Source organism: Actinomadura syzygii (assembly GCF_008085905.1).
GTDB classification, from domain to species: Bacteria; Actinomycetota; Actinomycetes; order Streptosporangiales; family Streptosporangiaceae; genus Spirillospora; species Spirillospora syzygii.
In genome coordinates this window covers 516,338-540,045 of the sequence record NZ_VSFF01000004.1, presented here as the reverse complement: position 1 = coordinate 540,045, position 23,708 = coordinate 516,338, and the positions used below count along the sequence as shown (strand labels likewise).

The 23,708-nt window shown below is 75.4% G+C and carries 8 protein-coding genes; 5 read left to right on the top strand and 3 right to left on the bottom strand.

Features of this window, described 5'->3' with window-relative positions:
- Positions 1-9 precede the first annotated feature (9 nt).
- Positions 10-5,460 carry a type I polyketide synthase gene (locus tag FXF65_RS12335; RefSeq protein WP_222868518.1) on the top strand — a complete coding sequence of 1,817 codons (5,451 nt, stop codon included), beginning with the start codon at positions 10-12 and terminating at the stop codon, positions 5,458-5,460.
- Positions 5,461-5,493: 33 nt separating this feature from the next.
- Here FXF65_RS12335 and FXF65_RS12330 read toward each other — a convergent pair whose 3' ends face one another.
- The 3 genes from FXF65_RS12330 to FXF65_RS12320 form a co-directional block, all read right to left on the bottom strand.
- Positions 5,494-7,080, bottom strand: coding sequence for an MFS transporter (locus tag FXF65_RS12330; protein WP_148349893.1), 1,587 nt, complete (start codon positions 7,078-7,080; stop codon positions 5,494-5,496).
- Between the two features lie 22 nt (positions 7,081-7,102).
- Positions 7,103-8,662: an AMP-binding protein gene (locus FXF65_RS12325; protein WP_148349892.1), complete on the bottom strand. Its 1,560-nt coding sequence runs from the start codon at positions 8,660-8,662 to the stop codon at positions 7,103-7,105.
- A gap of 73 nt (positions 8,663-8,735) precedes the next feature.
- Positions 8,736-9,704, bottom strand: coding sequence for an ACP S-malonyltransferase (locus tag FXF65_RS12320; protein WP_148349891.1), 969 nt, complete (start codon positions 9,702-9,704; stop codon positions 8,736-8,738).
- A gap of 262 nt (positions 9,705-9,966) precedes the next feature.
- Between FXF65_RS12320 and FXF65_RS12315 the strand changes: the two genes are divergently transcribed.
- The 4 genes from FXF65_RS12315 (at position 9,967) to FXF65_RS12300 (ending at position 23,677) form a co-directional block, all read left to right on the top strand.
- Positions 9,967-10,827: an SDR family oxidoreductase gene (locus FXF65_RS12315; RefSeq protein ID WP_148349890.1), complete on the top strand. Its 861-nt coding sequence runs from the start codon at positions 9,967-9,969 to the stop codon at positions 10,825-10,827.
- A 38-nt stretch (positions 10,828-10,865) separates the two neighbouring features.
- Positions 10,866-11,114, top strand: coding sequence for an acyl carrier protein (locus tag FXF65_RS12310; protein WP_148349889.1), 249 nt, complete (start codon positions 10,866-10,868; stop codon positions 11,112-11,114).
- Position 11,115: 1 nt separating this feature from the next.
- Positions 11,116-12,696, top strand: a complete 1,581-nt coding sequence (locus FXF65_RS12305) for an AMP-binding protein (protein WP_148349888.1) — start codon at positions 11,116-11,118, stop codon at positions 12,694-12,696.
- An 82-nt stretch (positions 12,697-12,778) separates the two neighbouring features.
- Entirely contained in the window at positions 12,779-23,677 is a 10,899-nt protein-coding gene (locus tag FXF65_RS12300; protein WP_148349887.1) for a type I polyketide synthase, read from the top strand.
- Positions 23,678-23,708: the final 31 nt, after the last annotated feature.

Below are 23,708 nucleotides of genomic sequence, written 5' to 3'. Positions count from 1 at the left end.
GAGGCGGACATGGCGAACGACGAGAAGCTGCTCGGCTACCTCAAACGGGTCACCGCGGAACTGCACCAGACCCGGCGGCGGCTCCAGGACGTCGAGACCAGGGAACGGGAGCCGATCGCGATCGTCGCGATGAGCTGCCGGTACCCGGGCGGCGTCCGGTCCCCGGAGGGGCTGTGGAAGCTGGTCGCGGACGGGACCGACGCCGTCGGCCCGTTCCCCGACGACCGGGGCTGGGACACCGGGCGGCTGTTCGACGCCGACCCCGACCGTCCCGGCGCGAGCTACGTCCGCGAAGGCGGGTTCGTGTACGACGCGGGGGACTTCGACGCCGGGTTCTTCGGCATCTCCCCGCGCGAGGCCCTCAGCATGGACCCGCAGCAGCGGATCGCGCTGGAGCTGTCCTGGGAGGTGTGCGAACGCGCCGGGATCGACCCGCACTCCCTCCGCGAGAAGCAGGTCGGGGTGTTCGTCGGGTCCGGCGGGCAGGACTACGCCTACGTTCTCGACGCCCTGCCCGAGGCCGAGGAGACGTACCTCAGCACCGCCAACGCGGCCTCGGTGATCTCCGGCCGGATCGCCTACACGCTCGGCCTTGAGGGGCCCGCGCTGACCGTCGACACGGCGTGCTCGTCGTCGCTGGTCGCGGTGCACCTCGCGGCGCACGCGCTGCGCCGCCGCGAATGCGACCTGGCGCTCGCGGGCGGCGTCCTCGTGATGTCGCTGCCCGCGCCGTTCATCGCGTTCAGCAGGCAGCGCGGGCTCGCTCCGGACGGCCGCTGCAAGGCGTTCTCCGACGCGGCGGACGGCACCGGCTGGAGCGAGGGCGCCGGGATCCTGCTGCTGGAGCGGCTGTCCGACGCGCGCCGCAACGGCCACCGGGTGCTGGCCGTCGTGCGGGGCAGCGCCGTCAACCAGGACGGCGCGTCCAACGGCCTGACCGCGCCGAACGGGCCGTCGCAGCAGCGGCTGATCCGGCACGCGCTCGCCGAGTCGCGGCTCGCGGCCGGGGACGTCGACGCGGTCGAGGGCCACGGGACGGGCACCACGCTCGGCGACCCGATCGAGGCGCAGGCGCTCCTCGCGACCTACGGGCAGAACCGTCCGGACGACCGTCCGCTGTGGCTCGGGTCGATCAAGTCGAACATCGGCCACGCGCAGGCCGCCGCCGGAGTCGCCGGGATCATCAAGACGGTCATGGCGATGCGGCACGGGCTGCTGCCGAAGACGCTGCACGTGACGGAGCCGTCCACCCACGTCGACTGGGACGAGGGGAACGTGCGCCTTCTCACCGAGGCGCGGGAATGGCCGGAGCACGACGACGACCGGCCGCGCCGCGCCGCCGTCTCCTCCTTCGGCGTCAGCGGCACCAACGCCCACCTGATCATCGAGCAGGCGCCGGGGGAAGACGCCGAGGCCGCGCCGCCGTGGCCGGACGGCGCGCCGGTGCCGTGGCCGGTGTCCGCGCGGGACGCCGCCACGCTCCGCGCCCAGGCAGGACGCGTCGCAGCCCACGTCGACGGCACCGATGCCCTGTCCGTCGGGTACTCGCTCGCGACCGGGCGCGCTGCGCTGGAGCACCGCGCCGTGGTCCTCGCCGCCGACACGGCCGCCGGGTCGAGCGGGCTCGCGGCGGTCGCCGCGGGCGAGCCGCGCCCGGACGTGCTCGGCGGCGTCGCCTCGACCGGGCTGACGGCGTTCCTGTTCTCCGGCCAGGGCGCGCAGCGTCCCGGCATGGGACGCGAGCTGTACCAGGCGTTCCCCGTGTTCGCGGACGCGCTCGACGCCGCGTGCGCCGAACTCGACAAGCACCTGGACGTGCCGCTGAAGACCGTGCTCTGGGACGACGACCGCGAGCGGCTCGACCAGACCGTCCACACCCAGGCCGGGTTGTTCGCCGTGGAGGTCGCGCTCTACCGGCTGCTGGAGTCGTGGGGGCTGCGGCCCGACCTCGTCGCCGGGCACTCCATCGGCGAGCTGGTCGCCGCGCACGTCGCGGGCGTCTGGACGCTGGCGGACGCCGCCGCGCTCGTCGCCGCGCGCGGGCGGCTGATGCAGGCGCTCCCGGCAGGCGGCGCGATGGCGGCCGTGCGGGCGACCGAGGACGAGGCGTCCGCCGTCCTCGGCCCGGACACCCCGAACACCGCGATCGCCGCCGTCAACGGCCCCGACTCGGTCGTCGTCTCCGGCCCGGAGGCCGAGGTCGAGCGCGTCGTCGCGCACTTCGCCGCGCTCGGCCGCAAGACGTCAAGGCTGCGCGTCTCGCACGCCTTCCACTCCCCGCTGCTCGACCCGATGCTCGACGAGTTCGGACGTGTCGCCGCCGGGCTCGACCACGCGGAGCCGTCGATCCCGATCGTCTCGAACGTCACCGGGGACGGCTCCGCCGACCACCGGTCGCCCGAGTACTGGGTGCGGCACGCGCGGGACGCCGTCCGGTTCGCCGACGGCGTCCGCCACCTCGAATCGGAGGGCGTCACCCGGTTCGTGGAGGTCGGGCCGGACGCCGTCCTGACCGCCCTCGTCGAAGACGTCCTCGACGGCGCGCACCGAGTCGTCGTGCCCGTGCTCCGCCGCGACGCAGGTGAAGCAGCCGCGCTCCTCACCGCGATCAGCGCGCTGTACGCGGACGGCGCGGACGTCGACTGGCACGCGGTGTTCGCCGGGCGCGGCGCCCGCGCCGTCGACCTGCCCACCTACCCCTTCCAGCGGAAACGCCACTGGCCCGACACGGCCGCCGGAGCGGCCGGGGACGTCGGCGCGGCCGGGCTCGAACCGGCCGGGCATCCGCTGCTCGGCGCCGTGGTCGCCGCGCCCGGCTCCGGCGGCGTCGTCCTCACCGGACGGCTCGCGGCCGGGGCCCGGCCGTGGCTCACCGAGCACGAGGTGCTCGGCGCGACTCCGCTGCCGGGCGCGGCGTTCGTGGACCTGCTCGTCCGCGCGGCCGACGAGGTCGGCGGCGACCTGGTCGAGGAGCTGACCGTCCACGAGCCGATGGTGCCGCCGGAGAGCGGGCTCGCGCTCCAGGTCGTCGTGGGGGAGCGGGACGAGTCCGGTGGATGGCCGGTGAGCGTCTTCTCCCGTCCCGCCGATGCCTCCTCGGACCTGCCGTGGACGCGCAACGCCACCGGACGCCTCGCCGCGGACGGCGCGCCGTCGCCCGCCGAACCATGGCAGTCGCCGCCGCGGGGTGCCACCGCCATCGACGTCGAGGACGCCTACAAGCGCCTCCTCGCCCGCGGCCACGCCTACGGCCTCCTCTTCCAAGGGCTGCGCGCGGCCTGGCGGCACGGCCGGGACCTCTACGCCGAGATCGCGCTGCCCGAAGGCACGGCCGGAGCGAGCGGATTCGGGATCCACCCCGCGCTGCTGGACGCCGCGACCCATCTCGTCCTGCTGGAGGAGGACGCCGAGCACGTCAGCCTTCCCACCGCGTGGAGCGGAGTGCGGCTGCACGCCGCAGGCGCGGAGGCCGTCCGGGTGCGGATCACGCCCGCCGAAGGCGGCGCGCACGCGCTCGACCTCGTCGACGAGGCCGGACGGCCCGTGCTGTCGGCGGCGTCCGTCACGCTGGAGCCCGTGTCCGCCGAACGGCTGGACGCGGCGGGGAACGCCCGGAACGACGCGCTGTTCCACGTCGAGTGGACCGGGACGCAGCTCGCCGCCACCGCCGTCCCGGACTGCGTCGTCCTCGGCGGCGACCGCTACGGCCTGCCGGGCGTCGCGGACCTGGCGGCACTCGCCGGATCCGCAGTGCCCGAAGTGGTTTTCGCGCCCGCGCCGTCCGGCGCCGGCCCGGCGGAGGTGCGGCGCGCCGGGCACGAGGTGCTCGCGCTCGCGCGGGAGTGGCTCGCCGACGAGCGGTTCGCCGGGTCCCGGCTCGCGGTGGTCACCGAGAACGCCGTCGCCGCCGCGCCGCACGAGAAGCCGGACGACCTCGCCGGGGCCGCGCTGTGGGGGCTGATCAGGTCCGCGCAGGAGGAGAACCCCGGACGGTTCGTCCTGCTCGACACCGACGGCGCCGACGACTCCGCGCGGGCGTTGCCCGCGGCGGCCGCGCTGTCCGAACCGCAGGTCGCGTTGCGCGCGGGCGAGCCGCGCGTGCCCCGGCTCGCGAGGTCGGCCGCGCCGCGCTCGGGCCCCGCGCCCTGGGAAGCCGCCGGGACCGTCCTGATCACCGGCGGGACGGGCGGCATCGGCCCGTTGATCGCCCGGCACCTGGTGTCCGCGCACGGCGTCCGGCGGCTGCTGCTGGTAAGCCGCCGCGGGCCCGACGCGCCAGGTGCGGCTGAGCTGCGCGACGATCTCGCCGCGCTCGGCGCGGACACCGAGATCGCCGCCTGCGACCTCGCCGACCGGGATGCCGTGGCCGAGCTCCTCGACGGCCGTCCGCTGACCGGCGTCGTGCACGCCGCCGGCCTCCTGGACGACGGCGTGATCTCGTCCCTCACCCCCGACCGCATGGACGCGGTACTGCGTCCCAAGGTCGACGCGGCCTGGAACCTCCACGAGCTGACCCGCGACATGGAGCTGACGGCGTTCGTGCTGTTCTCGTCCGTGTCCGGCGTCCTCGGCGGTCCCGGCCAGGGCAACTACGCCATGGCCAACGCCTACCTGGACGCGCTCGCCGTGCACCGCCGCGGCCTCGGCCTGCCCGCCGCGTCGCTCGCGTGGGGCCCGTGGGCGGAGGCGGGCATGGCCCGCCGCCTCGGCGACGCCGACCTGCGCCGCCACGAGCGCTCCGGAATCCCCGCGCTGACCACGGCCGACGCCCTCGGCCTGTTCGACCTCGCGCTGCGGGACGGCGCGCCGGCGCCGCTGCCCGTCCGGCTCGACCTGGCGGCGCTGCGCGCGCACGCCGCGTCGGGCGGGATCCCGGCGATGCTGCACGGCCTGGTCAAGGTTCCCGCACGGCAGTCCGTGCAGGACGGCGGGGCCGCCGTCCTGGCGCGGCGGCTCGCGGAGCTGGCCGGGCCGGAACGCGACCGGTTCCTGCTGGAGCTGGTGCAGTCGCAGGTCGCTGCCGTCCTCGGGCACGACGACCGGGACGCGGTCGAGCCGGAGCGCGCGTTCCGCGAACTCGGGTTCAGCTCGCTCACGGCCGTCCAGCTGCGGAACGCGCTCAACGCCGTCACCGGGCTGAGGCTTCCGTCCACGCTGGTGTTCGACCACCCGAACGCGGCGGCGGTCGCCGCCCTGCTCGACGCGGAACTGGACCCGGCCGAGCCGTCCGCCGCCCCTGCCCTGGACGAGCACCTGCGCGCCCTGGAACTGGCGGTCTCCACCGCTTCGGACCCGGACGCGCGGGCCCGCGTCACCGCCCGGCTCCGCGAGATCACCGCCGCGTGGGCCGCCGCGTCCCGCCCGGACGGCGAAACCGCCGCCGGGTCGGACGACCTGGCGGCGGTTTCGGCGAGCGAGATGTTCGAGATCCTGGACGGCGAGCTGGAGTCGTCCGCCTGACCGGGCCGCGCGGGGGACGCGGCCCGGTCAGGGTCAGCGTCCCCCGGCGGGCTCGGGAGTCTTCTCGACGGCGGCCTCCGGGCCCTCCTCGGGGCCGGTCTGCTTCGCGCCGTGGCCCCGCAGCAGCACCGTCCCGACGACCGCGATGACCGCGACCACGCCCGCGGCGATGCCCGCGTTGACGTTCAGGCCATGGACGAAGGCGTCCCGCGCCGCCTCGAGCAGCCCGGAACGCGCGTCGCCCGGCAGGCCCTTGGCGACCTCGGCGGCGCCGCCGAGCGTCTTCTCCGCGGCCTCGACCGCGTGCGGTGGCAGCCCGGCCGGGACGGCGTCGCCCATCCGGTCCCGGTAGATCGCCGCGCCGATGCTGCCCATGATCGCGACGCCGAGCGCGCCGCCGAGCTGGTTCCCGGTCTCCGACAGCGCCGACGCCGCGCCCGCCCGCTCCGGCGGCGCCGCGGTGAGGATCATGTCGGCGGTCAGCGTCATCGCCACCCCGAGGCCCGCCGCGACCAGCACCACGCCGGTCACCAGCACCGCCAGCGACGAATGGACCCCGACCCGCGTCACCACCAGGAACCCGGCCGCCGTCATCAGCAGGCCCGTCCCGATGATGTAGGCGGGACGGACCGTCTTGGCGAGGCCGCTCGCCACCGTCGTGGCCACCGCGACCGCCGCCGGGGCGGGCAGCGACCACAACGCCGCCTCCATCGGCCCCATCCCCCGGACGAGTTGCAGCCACTGCGTCGAGTACAGCGCGAACCCGACGAGCGCGAAGAACGCCACCAGGTTCACCGCCATCGGCACCGCGAACGTCCGCACCCGGAACAGCGCGAGGTCGATCATCGGGTCGCGCCGGGTCCGCTGCCACACGACGAACAGCGCGCCGAGCACCAGCCCCGCGACGACCGCCGCGACCGGGACGGCGCTCACCCCGTCCTGCGCCAGCTCCTTGATCCCGTAGACGGCGGGCAGCACGGCGGCGAGCGACAGCACCGCGCCTACCAGGTCGAACCGTCCCGGACGCGGGTCGCGGTACTCGGGGATCAGCAGCGGCGCCAGGATCAGCAGCAGGACCATCGGCGGGACGTTCAGCAGGAACACCGAACCCCACCAGAAATGGTCCAGCAGGACCCCGGACACCAGCGGGCCGAGCGCCGCGCCGCCGGAGAACCCGGCAGTCCAGATCGCGATCGCGGTGCGGCGCTGGTCGCCGTCCCGGAACATGCTGCGGATCAGCGCGAGCGTCGACGGCGCGAGCACCGCGCCCGCCACGCCCAGCGCGGCCCGCGCCCCGATCAGCGCCTCCGCGCTGGAGGAGTACGCCGCCGCGACCGACGCCGCGCCGAACAGCGCCGCGCCGAGCAGGAGCATGCGGCGGCGCCCGAACCGGTCGCCGAGGACGCCCATCGTGATGAGCAGACCGGCCAGCAGGAACCCGTAGACGTCGAGGATCCAGAGCTGCTGCGCGCCGCTCGGCTCCAGGTCGGCGGTGATGAACGGGACGGCGAGGTACAGCACCGAGACGTCCATAGCGACGAGCAGGTTCGCGAGGACCAGGACGGCGAGTCCCGCCCACTCCCTCCGGCCGGCGCGCTGCGGTGATGCTGAGGTGGACATGATCCTCCGTAAGACGGCCGCTTTAACCGCGCGCCGCTGGTCCGGCCGCCGCGGTCGCGGCGAGGCCGGCTCTGTCGATCTTCCGGTTGGGATTGAGGGGAAAGGACTCCAGGTGCCGGAACGCCCGCGGCAGCATCCCCTCGGGGAGCACCTGCCGGAGCCGTCCCGCGAGGACGGCGGGGGAGACGGGCGTGCCGGTGTAGAAGACGACGAGCTCCAGGCCCCCGGCGCCCGCCGGGCGGGTCACGGTCACCGCGTCCTCGACGCCGGGGCAGTCGCGGACGGCGTCGTCGATCTCCGCCAGCTCCACCCGCCACCCCTGGATCTGCACCTGGGCGTCCAGGCGGCCGAGGTAGGCGAGCTCGCCGCCGTCGAGACGGCGGACCCGGTCGCCGGTCCGGTACCAGCGGCGCCCGGCGTGGACGAGGAAGCGTCCCTCGTCGTCGCGGGGGTCGAGGTAACCGGGCGTCATCTGCGGTCCCGCGATGCACAGCTCGCCCTCGGCGCTGTCCGTCGCGCCGTCGTCCGGGTCGAGGAGGAGGTGGTCGTGGCCTTCGTGGACCGTCCCGATCGGGACGTGCCCGTTCACGCACAGCGCGGGCGACGTCTCCGGCGACCAGCGGTGCCCGGACACGGTGACGGTCAGCTCGGTCGGCCCGTACAGGTTCTCCACGGCGGACGCGGGCGCCGCGTCCTGCCATTCGGCGGCGTCCGCCTGGCGCAGCGCCTCACCGGCGAAGAAACTCCAGCGCAGCGACGGCATCGCGCCCGGCGCGAGCCCGCCCATCCGCCGGACGAGAGCGATCGCGGACGGCGTCGAGAACCACACCGTCATCGCCCGCTCGGACAGGAACGACGGCAGGTCCGTGTACGCCCGCACCGGGACGGTCCGCACGCTCGCCCCCGCGCCCCACGCGCAGAACAGGTCGAACATCGCGCAGTCGAAGTTGAGGCCGAACGTCTGGGAGAAGACGTCGTCCGGGCCGAAGTCGTACCGCTTGTCCAGCAGCGTGAAGTAGTGGTGCGTGGCGGCGTGCGTGATCTTGACGCCCTTCGGCCGTCCCGTCGAGCCGGACGTGAACAGCAGGTAGGCGACGTCCTCCGGGCGGACGGGGCGCGGCGCGTCCAGGGCGGCGCGTGCGGACGGGATGACCGGCGGCCGACCGGCGTCGTCGCCGTCCGTCAGGACCGGCAGCTCCAGTTCGGCGGCCTCCAGGGCGGCGATCCCGGCGGCGTCGGCGACGGCCGCGGAGACGTTCGCGTCCGCCAGCATCCGCCGCGTCCGGGCGGCGGGGAAGTCGGGGCTCAGCGGGACGACGGTCGCGCCCGTGTACAGCGCCGCGAGCAGCCCCCCGTACGCGACCGGGCCCTTCTCCGCCAGCACGGCGACCGCGGACGGCGGCCCGCCCGGCCCGGCGAGCAGCGCGCCCGCCCACGCCAGCGCCCGCTCGTGCAGCGCCTCGTATGTCATGGACGCCGTGGTCGTGGAACCGGTGTCGACGTGTAACGCGGGGCGCGAAGGCGACAGGGCGAGGCCGCGCAGGAAGCGGCCGTGCAGCGCGTGCTTGGGGATCTCGTTCATCGTGGTGTCTTCCCGGAAGAGGGTCGATTCGGAAGGAACGCCGCCGCCCGGCCCCGCCGCGCCGTCCGCCGTCCTAGCGGCCCGCCCGGGAGGCGCGCGCCGGGGTGCGCCGGGTGCGCGGACGCATCGCCAGCTCGGGACGCAGCGAGACGACGTCGAACCGGTCGGTCGCGCACCGCACGCGCCCCCACAGGTTGTCCGGCCCGCACACGTAGAGGCGTCCGACGCCGAGGCCCCTGAGGGCCTCCATGACGCCCGGCCAGCGGACCGGGCGGACCGCCGCGTCCAGCAGGAGCGTGCGCAGCTCCGCGCCGGACAGCAGCGGCCTCCCGTCGTGGTCGGAGACCACGGGAAGGGACGGATCGCGGAACTCGACGCCCGCGAACACCTCGCGTTCCAGGGAGTCGCGCAGCGACCCGAAGGCGCTGGAATGCATGGGCGGACGCATCACGGCGAGCGGAAGGCCGCCGACGCGGCGCAGCCGCTCGGTCAGCCAGTCGAGCCTGTCCTCGTGCACGGACAGCATGTAGAAGTCGTGGTCGACGTAGCAGGAGACGTCGTACCAGGCGCCCCGCTCGTCGAGGTCGCTCAGCACCTCGGCCAGCGCCTCCGGCGGGGTCCGGGCGAACGACTGGGTGACGATCCCGCGGTGCTCGCGCTGGAAGTACTCCTCGATGTGGCGGCCCGCGGCGGCGGTGAGGCGCACCGCGTCGGCGAAGCCGAGCGCGCCGGAGTGGACGGCCGCGGGCGTCCCGCCGAAGCTCGGCCCCGCGCACGCCACCGGGTCCGCGTCCAGGGCCGTCTCCGCCCACCCGGCCATCGCCAGGCAGTTCACGAGGAACGCGACCCGGGCGGGCTCGGTGTACTCGCCGTCGCTCGCCCGGAACCGGTCGACGAGGGAGTAGCCGAGCGCGTCGTCGGCCTCCGCGACGAGCCGCCGCGCGGCCGGGTGCATCAGCATGAATTTGCCGACGTCGCCGAAACTCGACGGGCTGATGGCGGGAAAGACGAGCGCGGCTTCCGCCCGGGGGCCGGTGTCCATGTCGTTCTTTCCCCCTCGCGTCGCGGCTGCCGCCGATCCATTGATTCCCGAGTTTGGCCGCGCCGCCGGCGGCCCCTGTACCCCTAGCCGCCCCTAACGGATCGGCGGGTCCGGCCCCTAGGGGTGCATAAGGGTTGGGGGGTGTTGGCGGCGCCGATAGCGTCCAGCGGAAAGAGGCGTGAAAACCGTCGGTTCCCGCGATTCCCGAGACGCGGTCGACCACTCCATTCCAGCCGACGGTGCCGCCAGTGGAGGAATTTCGATGAAGGTATTCGTCACCGCCGGGACGGGCGTCGTCGGCACCGCCCTGATCGCCGAGCTGAGGTCGCGCGGAGCCGAGGTCTCGGTGCTCACCCGCAGCGCCGAGAACGCCGAGGCGCTGCCCGACGGGGTGCGCGGCGTCGTCGGCGACCTGCTCGACTTCGAACTGGTCCGCACCGAGTTCGCCGCGGCCGACGCCGTCTTCCTCAACCTGCCCGTCGGCGCGGACGAGCTGTACCAGGGGCTCCTCGCCGTCGACGCCGCGAAGCGCGCCGACGTCCAGCACCTCGTCTACCTCTCCGCGCAGGACGTGGAGACGATGGTCACCGCGCCGTACTGTGCCGGCAAGGCCACGATCGAGCAGGCCGTCAAGAACTCGGGCGTCCCGTACACGATCATCCGCCGGGGCGAGCTGATGCAGAACGACATCGGCGCCAAGCCCATGCTCGACATGGGGATCTACGGCATCCCGTTCGGCGAGATCGGCGTGTCCCGGGTGGACGTGCGCGACGTCGCGGAGGCGGCGGCGATCGTCTTCACAACGCCCGGCCACTTCGGCGAGACCTACACCGTCACCGGCCCCGAGCCCGTGACCGGGCGGTTCGCCGCCGACACCTGGAAGCGCGTGCTCGACAGCGAGGTCGCCTACGTGGGCGACGACCTGGACTCGTGCTGGCAGATCCTCAACCAGATGATGCCGTCGCACATCGCCCGCGACATCTGGCTGATGTACGAGCACTACGACCACCACGGCCACGTCGCCGCCGAGGACGACATCGTCCGCGCGACGAAGCTGCTCGGCCACCCGCCGCGCTCCTTCACCGAATTCGCCGAGGAGACGGCCGCGGCCTGGAAATCCTGATCGGCCGCCGCCCGATCACGACACGCTCAGGAGCCATCATGTGGGATTCGCGCTTCGAGGAGATTCTGCGCGGCAGGCTGCCGTTCCTCGAAGAGGAGGAAAAGGTCGGCGAGGACCTCAGTCTGCGGGACTTCGGACTCGATTCGATGGGCGCCGTCGAATTGCTCGCCTCGTTGGAGCGGGCCTATTCGGTGCGGTTCGTCGACGACGCGCTCGACATGGCGAACTTCGCCACCCCCGGCGTCCTCTGGACGACCCTTTCCAAGATGATCGAGAAGGCGTCCTGAGATGAGCCCCAGCACCATGCTGCCCGCGCGCGTGCGGGACTCGGTCGACAACCTGCACGGCTTCATGCTCCAGACCGCCGGCGACGCCCCCGGCGCGCCGGCGGTCGTGGAGCCCGGCCCCGGCGGCGAGCTGACCGTCGTCACCTACGGCGAGCTGCGCGAACGGGTCGACGAGTACGCGGACGCGCTCGGCGCGCTCGGCCTCGACGTCGGCGACCGGGTGATCCTGGAGTCGCACACCTCGTCGACGGCGATCGCCGTCTACCTGGCGTGCTGCGCGCTCGGGCTGCCGTTCATCCCGGTGAGCCCGGAGACGCCCGCCAAGCGGCTGCTCGCGATCATCGACTCGGCGCGTCCCGCCCTGTACCTGCAGCACGAGGACGGCGGCCGGGACGGCGTCCCGCCCGGCGTCGGCACCGCGCGGTTCGGCCCGGCCGGGCTGCGGGTCGAGCGCGCGCCGGAGCCGCGGGCGCGGCGGCGGCGCGAGGTCGTCGGCACCGACCCGGCCTACATCATCTTCACCTCCGGGACGACGGGCCGCCCGAAGGGCGTCGTGATGAGCCACCGCGCCAGCACGGCCTTCTTCCGCGCGGTGCACGGGCTCGGCATCCTCCGCCCGGGGGACCGGGTCGCGACCGCGTCGCCGCTCCAGTTCGACTTCGCGCTGTTCGACATCGGCATCACGCTCGGCAGCGGCGCGACCCTGCTGCCGATCCCGCGCGAGCGGCTGCGCTGGCCGCGCCGCTTCGTCGGGTTCCTGCGGGACGCGGGCGCCACGCACGTGCACGGCGTCCCGTCCATCTGGCGGCCGCTGCTGCGGAACGAGCCGGACGAGCTGGCGACGCTCGGCCTGCGCGGCGTCCTGTTCTCCGGCGAGCAGTTCCCGATGCACGAGCTGCGCCAGCTGCGGTCGCTCGCGCCCGGCGCGCGGATCATCAACTGCTACGGCCCGACCGAGTCGATGGCGTGCTCGTTCACCGACGTCCCCGACCCCATCCCGGACGACCTGGAACTGCTGTCCATCGGGCACGCCTACCCCGGCGCGGAGATGATGATCGCCGACGAGCGCGGCCGGCCGATCGAGCGGCCCGGCGTCCCCGGCGAGATCTACCTGCGCGCCCCCGCCCTGTTCAGCGGCTACTGGGACGACCCGGAGACGACGGCGCGGGCGCTGGTCCGCGACCCGCTCAACCCGGCGTCGGGGCAGATCGTCCTGCGCACCGGGGACCTCGCGCACCGCGGCCCGGACGGCGAGCTGTACTTCCGCGCCCGCGTCGACTCGCAGGTGCAGATCCGCGGCAACCGGGTCGAGCTGACCGAGGTGGAGCGCAGGATCGCCGAGTTCCCCGGCGTCGGCGCCGCGGCCGTGACGGTCGCGGACGGCGGCTCCGCCGACCCGGTGCTGTGCGCGTTCGTCGTCGGTGCCCCGGGCGAGGGCGACCCGGACCGGATGGCGGTCCGCGCGTTCTGCGCGGAGGCGCTGCCCGACTACATGGTGCCGAGCGAGATCCACGTCGTCGCCGAGCTGCCCCTCACCGAGAACGGCAAGGTCGACCGCGCGCTGCTCGCGTCGACGCGCTAGGGCCCGCCGGCCGCCGGACGGCCCGCGAACGGGACGGCCGGACGGCCGCGGGCCGGAACGAGAGAGATGGTGGAGTGCGCGAATGAGTGAGCCCGGCGCGCCGGCGGGACGTCCGCCGCTGGACGTGGTGATCTCCGAGACCCTCGCCGTGCTGCGGAAGGTCGACCCGGACGGCCGGCACGCCGTCACCGGGGACCGCCCCTTCCTGGAGCTCGGGCTGGACTCCCTCGGCCTGGTGGACCTGCACGCCCGGCTGACGGCGGCGACCGGCCTGACGCTGCCGGTCACGGTCGGGTTCGACTACCCGACGCCGGGACGGCTCGCCGAGTACCTGCGCGCCCTCGCGGGCGGCGAGGAGACGGACCTCCCGGCCGTGCCGGCAGGCGCGGGCGGGGCGGCGGACGATCCGATCGCGGTCGTCGGCATCGGCTGCCGGTTCCCGGGCGGCGTCGCGTCCCCGGACGACCTGTGGCGGCTCGTCGACGGCGGCGTCCACGTCATCTCCGACTTCCCCGCCGACCGGGGCTGGGACCTCGACGCCCTCTTCGACCCGGACCCGGACGCGCCCCGCACCAGCTACGTCCGCGAGGGCGGCTTCCTGGACGACGCCGCCGACTTCGACGCCGCCTTCTTCGGCATCAGCCCGAAGGAGGCCCTGGCGATGGACCCGCAGCAGCGGGTCCTGCTGGAGACCTGCTGGGAGGCGCTGGAGCGGGCCGGCATCGATCCCGCCGACCTGCGCGGCTCCGCGTCCGGCGTGTTCGTCGGGATGGAGCCGCACGAGTACGGCCCGAAGACCCACGAGGCGCCGGACGGGCTCGACGGGCACCTGATGCTCGGCACGCTGCCGAGCGTCGTGTCCGGCCGCGTCGCCTACGTCCTCGGCCTCGAAGGGCCCGCGCTGACCGTGGACACGGCCTGCTCCGGCTCGCTGACCGCGCTGCACCTCGCCGTGCAGTCGCTGCGGCGCGGCGAGTGCTCGCTCGCGCTCGCGGGCGGCGTGACGGTCATGTCCGGACCGGGGACGTTCACGACGTTCAGCCGCCAGCGCGGCCTCGCCCCGGACGGCCGGTGCAAGGCGTTCGCCGCCGCGGCGGACGGCACCGGCTTCTCGGAGGGCGTCGGCGTGTTCGTCCTGGTCCGGCTGTCGGCGGCGCGCCGCGCGGGGTATCCCGTCCTGGCGCTGGTGCGCGGGTCGGCGATCAACCAGGACGGCGCGAGCAACGGCCTCACCGCGCCCAACGGGCCGTCGCAGCAGCGGGTGCTGCGCGCGGCGCTGGCCGACGCCGGGCTCACGGCTGACCAGGTCGACGCGGTCGAGGCGCACGGCACCGGGACCAGGCTGGGCGACCCGATCGAGGCGGGCGCGCTGATCGCGGCGTACGGGCGCGAGCACGCCCCGGACCGGCCGCTATGGCTCGGCTCCGTCAAGTCGAACATCGGGCACTCCGGGGCCGCCGCCGGGGCCGCCGGGATGATCAAGATGATCATGGCGATGCGGCACGGGGTGCTGCCGCGGACCCTGCACGTGGACGAGCCGTCCCCGCACATCGACTGGTCGGCCGGGACGGTCCGGCTGCTGACCGAGGCCGTTCCCTGGACGCGTCCCGACGACGGTGACGATGCCGCCGCCGAGCCGAGGCGGGCCGGGATCTCGTCCTTCGGGGCCAGCGGCACGAACGCGCACGTGATCATCGAGCAGCCGCCGGAGATCGAGGCCGAGGCGGGGCCCGAGCCGTCCAAGGAGCGGATCACGCCGCTGGCGCTGTCGGCGAAGAGCGAGCCCGCGCTGCGCGACCAGGCCCGCCTGCTGCGGGCGGCGCTCGCGGCGGACGAATCGCCGTCCCTGCTCGACGTCGCCTTCTCGGCGGCGACGACGCGGGCGTCCTTCGACCACCGCGCGGTCGTCGTCGCCGGAGACCGCGACGAGGCCCTGCGGGGCCTGGACGCCCTGGCCGACGGCAACGCCGTGGCCGGTGTGCCGCGGGGAGCCGCCGCGTCCCCGTCCGGTGGGACGGCGTTCCTGTTCACCGGGCAGGGCAGCCAGCGTCTCGGCATGGGGCGGCGCCTCTACGAGACCTTCCCCGCCTTCGCCGACGCTCTCGACGACGCCGCCGACCACCTCGACCTCCAGCTCGACGTGCCGCTGCTCGACGTCCTGTTCGGCACCGACCCGGACGCCGACGCCCTGCTCGACCAGACCGCCTACGCGCAGCCCGCGCTGTTCGCGGTCGAGGTCGCGCTGTTCCGCCTGCTGGAGTCGTGGGGCGTGGCCCCGGACCACGTGGCGGGCCACTCGGTCGGCGAACTGGTCGCGGCGCACGTCGCGGGCGTCCTGTCGCTGGAGGACGCGGCGCTGCTGGTCGCCGCGCGCGGACGCCTCATGCAGGAGCTCCCGCCCGGCGGCGCGATGATCGCCGTCGCGGCCGCCGAGGACGAGATCGCCCCCTACCTGGACGAACGGGTCGGCCTCGCCGCCGTCAACGGCCCGTCCGCGCTCGTGCTCTCCGGCGACGACGAGGCCGTGACCCGAGTCGCCGCCCTCTTCGCGGACGGCCGGGTCGGGGAGCCGCGCCGGACTCGTCGCCTCCGCGTGTCGCACGCGTTCCACTCGCCGCTGATGGAGCCGATGCTCGCGGAGTTCCGGCGGATCGCGGACGTGATGGCGTACGCGCCGCCGCGTGTCCCGATCGTGTCGAACGTGACCGGGCGGCCCGTCGAGCCCGACGCCGAGTACTGGGTGCGGCACGTGCGCGAGGCCGTCCGGTTCCGGGACGGCATGCGCTGGCTGCGCTCGGCGGGCGTCACCAGATTCCTGGAGCTGGGCCCGGACGGTGTCCTCTCGGCGATGGGCCGCGACTGCCTCGCCGCCGACGACGAGGACGCGCTCTTCGTGCCGGTCATGCGCGACGGACGCGACGAGGAACGCGAGCTGGTCTCGGCCGTCAGCCTCGCCCACGCGCACGGCGTCCCCGTCGACTGGGACGGCCTCTTCGCCGACAGCGGCGCCCGGCGCGTCGACCTGCCGACCTACCCCTTCCAGCGGCGGCGCTACTGGCTGGACATGGGCTCCGCTCCTGCCGGACGCCGCGACGGGCACCCGCTGCTCGACACCGTCCTCGGGCTGGCCGGGGGCGGCGGGACGGTCCTCGCCGGACGCCTGTCGACCCGCACGCAACCGTGGCTCGCGGATCATGTCGTCGCCGGGACCGTCCTGCTGCCCGCGACCGCGTTCGTCGAGATGGCGGTCCGCGCCGGAGACGAGGCGGGCTGCGGGACCGTCCGCGAACTGACGCTGGAGGCGCCCCTCGCGCTGCCCGCCGACGCCGAGGTCGCGGTGCAGGTCGTGGTCGGGGAGCCCGGCGAGGACGACGGCCGGACGGTGGAGATCTACTCCCGTCCCGGCGACGCCCTCCCGGGCGAGCCGTGGATCCGGCACGCGAGCGGCGCGCTGTCCGCGCATGCGGACGACACAGCCGCACCGGACCTCACGGCCTGGCCGCCGCCCGGCGCCGAGCCGATCGACCCCGCCGACCTCGACACCCCCGGTCTTGAGTTCGGCCCCATGTTCCAGGGCCTGCGCGCCGTCTGGCGCCGGGGCACGGAGATCTTCGCCGAGGCCGCCCTGCCGGAGGACGCGCAGCCCGGCTCGGAGCGGTTCGGGCTGCACCCGGCGCTGCTGGACTCGGCGCTCCGCCCCGCCGACCTCGCCGGAGACTCGGCAGAGGACGAGATCCGGCTCCCCTTCGCCTGGACGGACGTGACCCTCCACGCCACCGGTGCCGCGTCGGTGCGGGTGCGGATCGCGCCCGCCGGTTCCAGCGGCGCCGTGTCGGTCGCGGTGGCCGACGCGGCGGGCGCGCCGGTCGCGTCCATCGGCACGATCGTGACACGCGCCCTCCCCGCCGGACACGTCGAGAGCGGGAACGAGCCGCTGCACGTCGTCCGGTGGGAGCCGGTTCCGGCGCCGGAACCGGCGGCTGCGGACGGCTGGGCCGTCCTCGCGAGCGCGCCCGAACTGGAGAACGCCGGGACGGTCCACTCCGGGATTGAAGACCTTCTGGCGTCCGGTGCAGCAGTACCCGGTGTCGTGGTCGCGCCGTTCCTCCCGGCGGAGGGCACGCCACCCGAAGCCGCGCGGGCTGCCACCGTGCGCCTTCTCGACCTCTTCCAAAGCTGGTTGGCCGAGGAGCGGTTCGCCGCGTCCCGGCTGGTCATGGTGACGCGGCGGGCGGTCGCGGCCGGAGCCGACGAGGCCCCCGATCTCGCCACGGCCCCGCTCTGGGGCCTGGCGCGCGCCGCGCAGGCGGAGCACCCCGGACGCTTCACGCTCGTCGACCTGGACGCCGCCGCCGACGCCGTCCGCGCGCTGCGGACGGCGCTCGCGACCGGCGAACCGCAGGTCGCGGTCCGCGCGGGCGTGCCGCACGTGCCCGTCCTGGCGCGGGTGACCGGGGCCGGACGTCCCGCACCGTGGCGCGCCGACGGAACCGTGCTGATCACCGGCGGCACGGGCGGGCTCGGCGCGCGGGTCGCGCGGCACCTGATGGCCGGGCACGGCGTCCGGCGCCTGATCCTCGCGTCCCGGCGCGGCCCGGACGCCCCCGGCGCCGCCGACCTCCGCGCGGAACTGACCGGCCTCGGGGCAGACGTCACGATGGTCGCCTGCGACGTCGCCGACGCGGGGGCGCTCGCGGCCGTGCTGGCGGCGGTGCCGTCCGAGCATCCGCTGAGCGGCGTCGTCCACACGGCGGGCGTCGTGGACGACGGCCTGGTCGGGTCGCTGACCCACGAGCAGGTGGACGCCGTGCTGCGTCCCAAGGCGGACGCGGCCTGGAACCTCCACGAGCTGACCCGCGAACTCGACCTCTCGGCGTTCGTGCTGTTCTCGTCCGCGGCGGGCGTCATGGACGCCGCCGGGCAGGGCAACTACGCGGCCGCCAACGTGTTCCTCGACGCGCTGGCCCGGCACCGCCGCTCGGCAGGGCTCGCGGCGACGTCCCTGGCCTGGGGCCTGTGGGCGGGCGACGACGGCATGGGCGGACGCCTGGACGAGGTCACCCGCCGCCGCGCCGAACGGTCCGGCCTGGCCGCGCTGGCGGCGGACGAGAACCTCGCCCTCATGGACCTGGCGCTGCAAACGGAGGAGCCCGAGCTGGTCCCGGTCCGCGTGGACACGGCGGCGCTGCGGGCCCGGACGGACGCCGTCCCGGCGGTGCTGCGCGGGCTGGTGCGCGGACCGTCCCGCCGCCGCGCGGGCACGCCCGCCGGAGGGCTGGCGGCCCGCCTCGCGGACCTGCCCGAGTCCGAGCGGGAACGCGTCGTCCTGGACCTGGTGCGCACGCAGGTGGCGACCGTCCTCGGCCACGACGGCGCGGCCGAGATCGACCCCGGGCGCGCCTTCAACGAGATCGGGTTCGACTCGCTCGCGGCGGTCGAGCTGCGCAACGCGCTGAGCACGGCGACGGGACTGCGGCTGTCCACGACCCTGGTCTTCGACCACCCCAACCCGCGCGCCCTGGCCCGGCACATCGCGGACAAGGCGCTCAACACCGCGTCCGGCCCGCGCGCCGTGCGGGTGGCCGCGCCCGCGGACGAGCCGATCGCCATCGTCGGCATGGCCTGCCGCTACCCCGGCGGCGTCGCCGCCCCCGAGGACCTCTGGCGGCTGGTCGCCGCCGGACGCGACGGCATCGCCGAGTTCCCCGATGATCGGGGCTGGAACGTCGCGGACCTGTACGACCCGGAGCCCGGCCTGCCCGGCAAGAGCTACATCCGCGAGGGCGGGTTCCTCTACGACGCGGCCGACTTCGACGCCGACCTGTTCGGCATCAGCCCCCGCGAGGCGCTCGCCATGGATCCGCAGCAGCGCCTCCTGCTGGAGGTCTGCTGGGAGTCGCTGGAACGCGCGGGCGTCGACCCGCTGTCGGTGCGCGGCGCCCCGGTCGGCGTGTTCGCCGGGATCATGTACCACGACTGGGCCACCCGGCTCGCCGAAGTGCCCGAGGACCTCGCCGGATACCTCGGCAACGGCAGCGCGGGCAGCATCGCCACCGGACGCGTCTCCTACGCGCTCGGCCTGGAGGGCCCGGCCGTGACCGTGGACACGGCGTGCTCGTCGTCGCTGGTCGCGCTGCACTGGGCGATGCAGGCGCTCCGGCAGGGCGAGTGCACGCTCGCGCTGGCGGGCGGCGTGACGGTGATGGCCACCCCGGATACCTTCGTCGACTTCAGCCTCCAGCGCGGCCTCGCCAAGGACGGCCGCTGCAAGTCGTTCGCCGCCGCCGCGGACGGCACCGGCTGGGGCGAGGGCGCGGGCATGCTCCTGCTGGAGCGGCTGTCGGACGCCGAGCGCAACGGCCACCGGGTCCTCGCGGTCGTGCGGGGCAGCGCGATCAACCAGGACGGCGCGTCCAACGGCCTGACCGCGCCGAACGGGCCCTCGCAGCAGCGGGTGATCCGGCAGGCGCTCGCCAGCGCCGGGCTCGGCACCGGCGACGTGGACGCGGTCGAGGCACACGGCACGGGCACGACGCTCGGCGACCCGATCGAGGCGCAGGCCCTCCAGGAGACCTACGGTCAGGACCGTCCGGACGGGCGTCCGCTGTGGCTGGGGTCGATCAAGTCGAACATCGGCCACGCACAGGCCGCCGCCGGTGTCGCCGGGATCATCAAGATGGTCGAGGCGATGCGGCACGGCGTCCTGCCGAAGACTCTGCACGTTGACGCGCCGTCCCCGAACGTCGACTGGACGGCCGGGCGCGTCGAACTGCTCACCGAGTCTCGCGACTGGCCGGAGAACGGCCGCCCGCGCCGGGCCGGGATCTCGTCCTTCGGGATCAGCGGCACCAACGCGCACGTCATCATCGAGCAGGCCCCCGCGCACGCCGCGCCCGACGAGCCCCGGCCGGAGACGCCGCGGCTCGTGCCGTGGGTCATCGCCGGGAAGACCGCCGACGCGCTGCGGGCGCAGGCCGAGCGCCTCCACGCACACGTAAATGCCGAGGACGATCCGGCGGCGGTCGGCCGGGCGCTCGCGACGACCCGCGCCGCGCTCGAACACCGCGCGGTGCTGATCGGCGCCGATCACGACGAACTCGTCCGCGGCTTGGACGCCCTGGCCCGGCGGGACGCCTCCGCGGTCGCGGGCCAGGTCACCGGCGGCGGCGTCGCGTTCCTGTTCACCGGACAGGGATCGCAGCGTGTGGGAATGGGCCGCGAGCTGCACGCCCGGTTCCCCGTATTCGCGGACGCGTTCGATGCCGTCTGCGCCCGCCTTGACGAGCACCTAGAGCGTCCCCTCCGCGACGTGGTGTGGGACGACCAGGACCTCCTGAACCAGACCGTCTACACCCAGGCCGGGTTGTTCGCGGTCGAGGTTGCCCTGTTCCGGCTGCTGGAGTCGTGGGGCCTGCGCCCGGACCACCTGGCCGGGCACTCGGTCGGCGAGATCGCCGCCGCGCACGCCGCCGGAGCGCTGTCGCTGGACGCCGCCGCCGCGCTCGTCGCGGCGCGCGGCCGGTTGATGCAGGCGCTCCCGTCCGGCGGGGCGATGGTCGCGGTCCAGGCGGCGGAGGACGAGATCGTCCCGCTGCTGGGCGCCGGGGTGGCGATCGCGGCGGTCAACGGCCCGTCGGCGGTCGTGCTGTCCGGCGAGGCGGACGCGGTGCGCGCCCTCGCCGCCCGCCTGGCCGACGACGGCCGCCGGACCCGCGCCCTCGCCGTCTCGCACGCCTTCCACTCGCCGCTGATGGAGCCGATGCTCGCGGAGTTCCGGCGCGTCGCGGAAGGGCTGGACTACCGGCGTCCGGAGATCCCCGTCGTGTCCAACCTGACCGGCGAACCCGCCGACCAGGGATCGGCCGAGTACTGGGTGCGGCACGTCCGGGAACCGGTGCGGTTCGCGGACGGGATCAGCTTCCTCGAGTCGGTCGGGACGACGACGTTCGTCGAGGTCGGCCCGGACGCCGTCCTGTCCGCGATGGGCCGGGACTGCGCGGGCGGCGACGCGGCGTTCGTTCCGCTGCTGCGCCGCGACCGCCCGGAGGAGCACGAGCTGCTGACCGGGATCGCCGCCGCGTTCACGCGCGGCGCCCGCGTCGACTGGGACGCCTTCTTCGCGGACGTGTCCGGGCGGCCGTCCGTGGAGCTGCCGACGTACGCGTTCCAGCGCCGCCGGTACTGGCTCGACGCGGGAGTGCCCGCTGGCGACCCGGTCCGCGCGGGCCTTGACCCGGTCGGGCATCCGATGCTCGGCGCCGCCGTCGCCGCGCCCGGCTCCGACCAGGTGGTCCTCACCGGCCGCCTGTCCGCCGGGACGCAGCCGTGGCTCGCCGACCACGAGGTGCTCGGCTCGGTGCTGCTGCCCGGCACCGGGCTGGTGGAACTGGCTCTGCGAGCCGGCGACCAGGCCGGCTGCCGCTCGCTCGAAGAACTGACGCTGGAGGCGCCGCTCGTCCTCGACGGCCGCGCCGGGCATGCCGTCCGGGTCGTGGTCGACGGCCCGGACGAGGCGGGCGAGCGCGCCGTCGCCGTGTACTCGCGGCCGGACGGCGAGACGTCGGGCTGGACCCGGCACGCGTCGGGCGTCCTCGCCCCCGACCCCGGCGAACCGGCCTCCGACCTCGCGCACTGGCCCCCGGAAGGCGCGACCGCGCTGGACCTGGACGGCGCCTACGACCGGCTGTCCGGCATGGGCTACGGCTACGGTCCCGTCTTCCAGGGGCTGCGCGCGGCGTGGCGGCGCGGCGACGAGGTCTTCGCCGAGGTCGCCCTCCCGGACGACGCGCGCGGCGACGCTGCGCGCTACGGACTCCATCCGGCCCTGCTCGACGCCGCCCTGCACGCCGACGCCCTGAGCGACGACGCGGGGGAGGAGGACGCCGCTGCGAGCGTCCCGTTCCAATGGACGCGGGTGACGCTGCACGCGGAAGGCGCGTCGGTCGTCCGCGTCCGCACCCGCCGGGCGGACGCCTCCGGAACCCTCGCCATCGACCTCGCCGACACGGCCGGACGCCCGGTCGCCACCGTGGAGTCGCTGGTCACGCGCCCCGTGTCCGCCGACCAGCTGGCGAGCGGACGGCGGCCAACGCTCTACCGGGTCGGGTGGGGCGCGTCCCGCGCGACGTCCCCGGCCGAGGTCGGCGCGGTTATCGGCGTCGACCGGCTCGGCTTGGACGACGGCGTCCCGGCGTTCGGCGCCGTGGCCGCGCTGGCCGCGGCGGTCGGCTCCGGCGCGATGCCCGTGCCCGAACTGGCGGTGTTCGCCTGCCCTGCCGCGACCGCCGATCCTCTGGACGACGCTCGCACCGCGACGACCGCCGTCCTGGAGGCGTTGAGGGCGTGGCTGGCGGACGAGCGCCTCGCCGCGTCGCGTCTCGCCGTCGTCACTCGGAGCGCCGTCGACACCGGCGACGGGCGCGTCGAACCGGGACAGGCGGCGGTGTGGGGCCTGGTCCGCGCAGCGCAGGCGGAGAACCCCGGCCGATTCGCCCTGCTCGACCTTGACGGGCTCGACGCTTCCCTCCGCGCCCTGCCCGCCGCGCTGTCGCCGTCCGAACCGGAGGCGGCGCTGCGGGAAGGCACACCGTACGTCCCCCGCCTCACCGAAGCGCCCGCCCCACCAGGCGGGGCCTCGCCGTGGAACGCCGACGGAACCGTGCTGATCACCGGCGGGACGGGCGGCCTGGGCGCCCTCGTCGCGCGGCACCTCGTCACCGCGCACGGCGTGCGCCGCCTGGTGCTGGCCGGACGGCGCGGACCGTCCGCCGCCGGAGCCGCCGCGCTCGCCGCCGAACTGACCGGCCTCGGCGCCGACGTCGAGCTGGCCGCCTGCGACGTCGCGGACCGCGACGCGCTGTCCGCCCTCCTCGCCGCGATCCCGGCGGACCGTCCGCTGACCGGGGTGGTGCACCTCGCGGGCGTCCTGGACGACGGCGTGATCGGCTCGCTCGACCCCGGCCGCGTGGACGCGGTGCTGCGTCCCAAGGCGGACGCGGCCTGGCACCTGCACGAGCTGACCCGCGGCCTGCCGGACGTGTCGGCGTTCGTCCTGTTCTCGTCCGCCAGCGGCGTGCTGCTCGGCGCGGGCCAGGGCAACTACGCGGCGGCGAACGCGTTCCTCGACGCGCTCGCGTCCCACCGCCGCGCGCTCGGCCTCCCCGCGACGTCGCTCGCCTGGGGACTCTGGGACGAGAAGGACGGCATGGGCGGTCGGCTCGGCGACGCCGACCTGCGCCGCGCCGCCGAGTCCGGCATGCCCGCGCTGTCACCGGACGAGGGCCTCGCCCTGTTCGACGCCGCGCTCGCCGCGGACGCGCCCGCGCTGGTGCCCGTCCGGTTCGACCCGGCGGCGCTGCGCGCACAGGGCGGGGAGCCGCCCGCGATGCTGCGCGGCATCGTCCCGGCGGCGCCGCGCCGACAGGCGTCCGGGCCCGCGTCCGGCGGGCCCGGACTTGGACGTGGACTCGGACTCGCGGAGCGGATCGCCGCGCTGCCCCCGGACGACCGGGAGCGCGCCGCCCTGGACGCGGTGCGCGCCGAGGTCGCCGCCGTCCGGCACGACGAGGACCCGGCGTCCATCGACCCGGGCGCGCAGTTCGGCGACCTCGGGCTCGACTCGCTCGCCGCCGTGGAACTGCGGAACCGGCTCGGCGCGGCGTCCGGGCTGCGGCTCCCGGCGACCCTGATCTTCGACCACCCGACCCCCGCGCTGCTGGCGAAGTTCCTGCTGACCGAGCTGCTCCCGGACGACCCGGCGCCGTCCGGCGGCGAGGCGGCGGTGCGGGCGGCCCTCGCGGGCATCCCGCTGGACCGGCTCCGCGCGGCGGGAATCCTGGACACGCTGCTCGGCCTCGCCGACGCCGCCCCGCCGCCGCCCGCCGCGCCCGGCCCCGAGGACGCCGGGGACCCCGCCGAGGCGATCCGGAGCATGGGCGTCGACGACCTGCTCCGCGCCGCGCGCCGGACGACGCCGGGCTGACCGTCCCCGCGCCGACCAACGGACACCTGCG

Coding starts and splice junctions, on each gene's coding strand:
- FXF65_RS12335 (WP_222868518.1), top strand. CDS start 10: ATGGCGAACGACGAGAAGCTGCTCGGCTACCTCAAACGGGTCACCGCG.
- FXF65_RS12330 (WP_148349893.1), bottom strand. CDS start 7,080: ATGTCCACCTCAGCATCACCGCAGCGCGCCGGCCGGAGGGAGTGGGCG.
- FXF65_RS12325 (WP_148349892.1), bottom strand. CDS start 8,662: ATGAACGAGATCCCCAAGCACGCGCTGCACGGCCGCTTCCTGCGCGGC.
- FXF65_RS12320 (WP_148349891.1), bottom strand. CDS start 9,704: ATGGACACCGGCCCCCGGGCGGAAGCCGCGCTCGTCTTTCCCGCCATC.
- FXF65_RS12315 (WP_148349890.1), top strand. CDS start 9,967: ATGAAGGTATTCGTCACCGCCGGGACGGGCGTCGTCGGCACCGCCCTG.
- FXF65_RS12310 (WP_148349889.1), top strand. CDS start 10,866: ATGTGGGATTCGCGCTTCGAGGAGATTCTGCGCGGCAGGCTGCCGTTC.
- FXF65_RS12305 (WP_148349888.1), top strand. CDS start 11,116: ATGAGCCCCAGCACCATGCTGCCCGCGCGCGTGCGGGACTCGGTCGAC.
- FXF65_RS12300 (WP_148349887.1), top strand. CDS start 12,779: ATGAGTGAGCCCGGCGCGCCGGCGGGACGTCCGCCGCTGGACGTGGTG.